At 37.5% G+C, this 1,873-nt stretch carries 2 protein-coding genes; both read left to right on the top strand.

What is annotated here, in order from left to right:
• The first annotated feature begins 632 nt into the window (after nucleotides 1–632).
• Nucleotides 633–1,493 carry a ParA family protein gene (locus tag FC07_RS06020; RefSeq protein ID WP_013356270.1) on the top strand — a complete coding sequence of 287 codons (861 nt, stop codon included), beginning with the start codon at nucleotides 633–635 and terminating at the stop codon, nucleotides 1,491–1,493.
• A gap of 1 nt (nucleotide 1,494) precedes the next feature.
• Nucleotides 1,495–1,794 carry a hypothetical protein gene (locus FC07_RS06015; RefSeq protein ID WP_016526703.1) on the top strand — a complete coding sequence of 100 codons (300 nt, stop codon included), beginning with the start codon at nucleotides 1,495–1,497 and terminating at the stop codon, nucleotides 1,792–1,794.
• The last annotated feature ends 79 nt before the right edge of the window (nucleotides 1,795–1,873 follow it).

Genomic DNA, 1,873 nt, shown 5'->3' with positions numbered 1-1,873 from the left:
CCATTCACCACCCAGCCGTACAGATAGCCTTGTTGTGGTATAGCCAGACTTATTGACGTCGCCCTGGCAAACGTGTCCCCTTAGATTTAGACCCCAGCTTGTCCCCTAGGGCTTTAAAAATCGCACCGGCCATGGTATAATAGTCATTAAACTAGATGACTTTTATGTGGCGCTCACCGATGCCAGTCGGTGGGTGTTTTTTTTTATGCAGTTTTTTAGGTATTACTTCTTTTGAACTACTGACAGTGTCCCCCATGATTCACAGTTAGTACAGCAAACGGTGGAAATAATGTTAAAAACACATCATATAATAGGACTGTCAATACCAATGATTATAGCCCTTTCATAGGATATCTGTCAACAATTATATTTAATTTCCCTTTTTCCCTTTATCTATTTTTCCCTAAATAGAATTATCCCTAAATAGAATTATCCCTAAATCCCTTTTTCTATTTAGGGATATTTTTAATTCCCATTATAACAGTGTTCTCAGTCGATAAGTATCCCTTTTTCCCTTTATACCAATTTCTATATATCCCTAATTCTATATATCTAAATAACTATTTAGGGAAATTTCCCTTTCACTATTAAATTGTGGTATACTAATTAAAAATCAATTGGAGGTCGTTGTTATGGATATTCCAGACGTAGTAAAGGCTATACAGTCTCGTGATGAGGCATTAACCATTGTGATTGGTAATCAAAAGGGTGGCGTGGGAAAAACAACTAACACGTATCTCATCGCTTATACCTTAGCTAAAATGGGAATACATACGTTGGTTGCAGACTTAGACCCACAAGCCAACGCCACTAAAACACTAATGTTAACGAAAAGTCAGCAGGAAGATACCGTGTACTCAATTAAAAAAACTCTGATGGTAGGCGTACAGGAGAAAGATCTAACAGACTTACCAGTTAAGATAATGGATAACCTTGACCTAATTCCTTCATATATTGATTTCCAAGATTTCACGAAATATTTATATCAGAATACGAATAATGAGTACGAAGAAACACATCTGTTGGAACCCTTGTTTAATCCATTGAAGAAGAAATATGATGTAATTCTGTTGGATGTGCCACCATTTAGTATTGAGATTACCCGTAATGCTGTTATCTTCTCAGACTTTGCACTTATCAGCTTGCAAACACACGATGATAGTCTATCCGGTGCAGAAGAGTATGTGAATACCCTTTCTAAACTTCAGCAAGAGTATCAGCTAGATATAGAGGTAATTGGTATCTTGCCAATGCTTCACGATGCCCGTAACGGTGTCGATCAGACAATCATACAATCTGCTAAGGATGAGTTTGGAGAAGAAAATGTATTCACAAATATTGTTACTCAAATGGCCCGGATTAAACGATTCCCAATTAATGGAATTACCGATAAGGACCGCTTCGATAAGCGAGTGTTAGACAAGTACCAGCAAGTTACCGATGAGTTATTAAGCCGGATTGGCTTATTTATAGATGATAAGGAGGCCAAGTAAGATGCCAAGTAAAAAGCCTAATATTCTTCAACGAAGGGTTACCGGAGCGGTAAAGCCATCAGAAGAGTACCATGCAACAGATAATGCTACGAAAAAAGAGAATAAATCTTCCTCTATGCCAAAAAATCAGAAAAAATCCCTTAAGGTATCCGCAGAGACTTACAAGGATATGAAAGTCCTGAAGACAATTGAACATGTTAGCTTCGACTACGAGATTATCCAGCTTCTTATTGACCAGTATTACAAGGATATGACCGAGGAACAACAGCGCAGGTATACCGTATTGCGGGAGAATATGTAAGCAGTGCTACATTAAAATAAAAGGGTAGATTGCAAATTTAATCCGAATTTTTGGACAAATTTGTCAGCATAACCTGATA

The sequence above is a fragment of the Loigolactobacillus bifermentans DSM 20003 genome, assembly GCF_001434575.1.
GTDB lineage: Bacteria > Bacillota > Bacilli > Lactobacillales > Lactobacillaceae > Loigolactobacillus > Loigolactobacillus bifermentans.
The sequence above is the reverse complement of the archived record's forward strand: the minus strand, read 5'-3'. Positions and strand labels throughout refer to the sequence as shown.